We start from the raw sequence: 3990 nt of genomic DNA on the forward strand, positions 1-3990 counted from the left end.
GTTTTAGATGGAGTCCGGATGGCAAATCTATTGCTTATTGGCAGCTTGATGCGACGAAGATCAAAAATTTCTTAATGATCAATAATACAGATTCCATTTATCCATATACCATTCCTGTAGAATATCCAAAGGTGGGCGAAAATCCGTCGGCTTGTAAAGTTGGTGTAGTTGATATTGCAACGGCCAAAACGAACTGGTTAAATGTTCCTGGAGATAATATTCAGCACTATATTCCACGTATGCAGTGGGTACCTAACAGTAATGATATTATTTTACAACAGCTTAACCGCCAGCAAAACGAAAGTATAGTATTCGTTTGTAACGCAGGTACAGGATCGGCAAAAGCAGTTTATACCGAAAAAGCTAAAGCCTGGATTGATGCACAGGATGAGTGGAAATGGTTAAATGATAATAAAGAGTTTACCATTGTATCTGAAAAGGACGGTTGGAACCACCTATATAGAATCAGTTTGGATGGAAAAAAAGAAACATTGGTTACGAAAGGCAATTATGATGTGATTGATGTAAAATTGATCGATGTAAAAAATAATATGGTCTATTTTCTGGCGTCACCAATAAATGCCACTCAGAAATATCTATTTAAAACCAAATTAGATGGAAAAGGTAAATTAGAACAGATTACACCTTCGGTTTTACCAGGAACACATAATTACGATATTTCTCCAAATGCTGCTTTTGCCCGCCATTCATATAACAGTTCGCTTGTTGAGCCAATCACAGAGTGGATGAACTTTGCTACAGGGAATCCATTTACAATGGACGGGAGCATTACTACACAATTAGCCAAACAAGCTGCAACTAAAAACAAAGTTGAGTTTTTTAAAGTAACTACTGAAGATGGAATTGAAATGGACGGTTGGATGAAAAAACCTGATAATTTTAATCCAGATAAGAAATACCCGGTAGTATTTTATGTTTATGGGGAGCCTGCTTCAGCTACAGCATTAGATACTTATGGTGCAGGGAGAAACCGTTTATATGCCGGTGATATGGCCAAAGATGGTTATATCTATATTTCAATGGATAATAGAGGTGCACCTCTTCCAAAAGGGAGTACATGGCGCAAAAGTATTTATAAAAACATTGGTGTAATCAATATCCGCGATCAGGCGATGGCCGCTAAAAAACTATTGGCTACTCATGCTTTTATGGATAAAGACCGTGTTGCCGTTTGGGGCTGGAGTGGTGGCGGTTCATCTACTTTAAACCTGATGTTCCAATACCCAGAAATTTATAAAACGGGTATTGCAATTGCAGCAGTTGGTAATCAATTAACCTACGATAATGTTTATCAGGAGCGTTATATGGGCACTCCTTTCCCAAGTAAAGAGGCATATGTTAAGGGTTCTCCGATTACTTATGCTAAAAACTTAAAAGGCAATTTATTGTATATCCACGGTACTGGCGACGATAATGTACATTATCAGAATGCCGAAATGTTGATTAATGAGTTAATCAAAAACGGAAAGGTTTTTCAATTGATGAGTTATCCAAACCGCACCCACAGTATCTCTGAGGGCGAAGGAACTGGCAAACATTTATCCTTAACTTACACTAAGTTTTTAAAAGAAAACTGCCCTCCTGGAGCAAGATAGAAAATTTAAAAGCAGCTTTCGGGCTGCTTTTTTTATGCAATAAACATTTGAATAAGCATAGCCGTTACAATGGCTATTCCAAAGCTTAACAAAGTTCCGATCAATACGTATTCAGTTAATTTAAGGTCGTGTGCTTCTTTTAAATCGCCAAACCGAAATATAGATTTGGCTGCGAGTAAAAAGCCAACAGCTTCGAAATGATTGGTTAAGATAAACAAGAAGATCAGCACTCTTTCCAGTATCCCGATATACTTACCTGCATTTTGTAACGATTGCGGGCTGTCCGGTTGGTTATCTGGAAGCCATTTGGCAATAATTACCCGCATTACAATAGATGTAGGCATTGTTAGAAATAAAGCTCCCGCAATTAAAACCCAGGTTTTGGTTTCATTAAAGAAACTGATGTTTAAACTTCCCTTATAAAAAAAGTGCCACACCACTATTATCGAAGTAAAATGCAGAACCTGATCAACAAAAAACAGTATCCGTGCATTTTTTTTGTTCTGAAAGATCGATTTTAAAGCGTCAATCACGAAATGAAGCGCCCCTATTGACAGTGCTACCTTCCAAACGCCAAAGTTTAAAAAAATAAGGAATATCAAAGCTATGTGGATGGCCACGTGCAAATAGAGCTTTATTGATTTTAATTTTTTCCTTTCTTTATCTTTTACCCAGGCATTTGGCTGTAAAAAGAAATCTCCAATTAAATGGGTTAGGATAAGCTTGATTAAATAGATATCCATTATTTTAAAATCATTTGGTTCAATTTTTTACGGTAAAGCCTGTCCATTTCCATAATTTCGGTATAATGTGCACGCTTTAAAGCTTCGCTTACAGATGATTGCGTTCGGCCCGAAATAGCCGCCAGTTCGCTTTGTAACAGGTTATTGTTCTCTAAGGCAAGTTTTACCATTTCGGCAGCTACAACTCCCCAGCTATCCATTGATATTAGCGAAAGCTTAATTAAGACATTAATTTCCTCATCAAAATCAGCGGAATCAGTTTTAATGGCTAAATTAACCTTAGCCTGTTTTAAACTGTCAAATGCCGCTCCTGAATTTACAAAAGCATCTCCACTGGATTCTGAAAGTTTTTTCCGTTTGTTTTTGATATCTCCAATTCCAATACCCATCCTTACATCTGCAGGTTTATTTACCCTGATAGATGCTTTTAAATAAGCAGCAGCCCTGATGGCATTTTCTGGCTCAACTTCTACCTGAAAACTATCGCCCCGGTAAATCTCCCACTTATTATTCTGATCGGAAACTATTTTTAAAGCGGTTTTTAAGCTTAATAACCAGCTATCTTTAATCTTCCTTGAGCCTACAATATCACCTGTTATAATGCAAATCATACTACAATATCGAACTTATTATTCATATTTCAAAACTAATATCGGGTATTTAGCCGATATTTCTATTTATCGGGTAATTAGCCGATATTTTAAATTATCGGGCATTTAGCCGATATTTACCTAAAACTAAACAATAAATTTATTGTTTAGTAGCTATGGCATTAATAGAATTTACCAAAAGAGGAATCTACTGTAAGCAAGGCGATTTTTATATAGACCCCTGGTGGCCTGTAGATTATGCAGTTACAACGCATGGACATAGCGATCATGTGCGTTTTGGAAATAAATACTATCTCTGCCATACCTTAACCAAGCCTATCATCAAACGCAGGATCAGCGAAGATTTGAACGTAGAAACATTGGAATATGGAGAAAGCATTATCCGCAATGGGGTGAATATTTCATTTTTTCCTGCTGGACATATTATCGGATCTGCGCAGGTACGTTTAGCTTATAAAGGTGAAATTTGTGTAATCTCTGGTGATTATAAAATTGAAGATGATGGTATTACCACACCCTTCGAACCTGTAAAGTGCCATTCTTTTGTTTCCGAGAGTACTTTTGGTTTACCTGTTTACAAATGGCAAAAGCAGGAAGTTGTTTTTAATGGCATTAAGAATTGGGTAAGCGATAATATTATACAGCAAAAAACAAGTGTATTAATTGCCTATAGCTTGGGTAAAGCACAACGTTTAATTAAAAATTTGGCTGGTGATACTCCTATTTATGTACATAACAGTATTGCTAATCTGAATGAAGTGATTATTGATGCAGGCGTAAAGCTTCCAAAAACCATCAGAATTACTCCTGAAACCACTAAAGATGAATTGCAGAAAGGTATTGTAATTGTGCCACCTGCCATGAGGGATAGCCGCTGGATCAAAAATTTAGCCCACCCGGTAACAGGTATTTGCTCTGGTTGGATGCAGGTGCGGGCACATCGCCGTTGGCAAAGTGCTGATGCCGGCTTTGCGTTGAGTGATCATGCCGATTGGCCCGGCTTAATGGAAGCTATTACTG

At 37.3% G+C, this 3990-nt stretch carries 4 protein-coding genes; 2 read left to right on the top strand and 2 right to left on the bottom strand.

Going from position 1 to position 3990, the window contains the following annotated elements; genetic code table 11:
* On the top strand, positions 1-1616 hold a 1616-nt coding region (locus AC1DPQ_RS20235), incomplete at its 5' end, for a S9 family peptidase (protein WP_477610686.1).
* 32 nt (positions 1617-1648) lie between these two features.
* Here AC1DPQ_RS20235 and AC1DPQ_RS20240 read toward each other — a convergent pair.
* Together AC1DPQ_RS20240 and AC1DPQ_RS20245 are read right to left on the bottom strand one after the other, a co-directional pair.
* Positions 1649-2359: a DUF3307 domain-containing protein gene (locus AC1DPQ_RS20240; RefSeq protein ID WP_477583145.1), complete on the bottom strand. Its 711-nt coding sequence runs from the start codon at positions 2357-2359 to the stop codon at positions 1649-1651.
* A complete protein-coding gene (locus AC1DPQ_RS20245; RefSeq protein ID WP_029274320.1) occupies positions 2359-2970 on the bottom strand; it encodes a SatD family protein in 612 nt (203 codons plus the stop codon). Before AC1DPQ_RS20245 ends, AC1DPQ_RS20240 begins: the two co-directional genes overlap by 1 nt.
* A 155-nt stretch (positions 2971-3125) precedes the next feature.
* Here AC1DPQ_RS20245 and AC1DPQ_RS20250 point away from each other — a divergent pair.
* Positions 3126-3990: ligase-associated DNA damage response exonuclease (locus AC1DPQ_RS20250; protein ID WP_477610687.1), on the top strand; the 865-nt coding region annotated here is incomplete at its 3' end.

This window comes from Pedobacter sp. 01T416_2 (genome assembly GCF_056398925.1).

What these genes read in the sequence shown, in the direction of transcription:
- AC1DPQ_RS20245 (WP_029274320.1), bottom strand. Translation starts at nt 2,970, where the DNA reads ATGATTTGCATTATAACAGGTGATATTGTAGGCTCAAGGAAGATTAAA.
- AC1DPQ_RS20240 (WP_477583145.1), bottom strand. Translation starts at nt 2,359, where the DNA reads ATGGATATCTATTTAATCAAGCTTATCCTAACCCATTTAATTGGAGAT.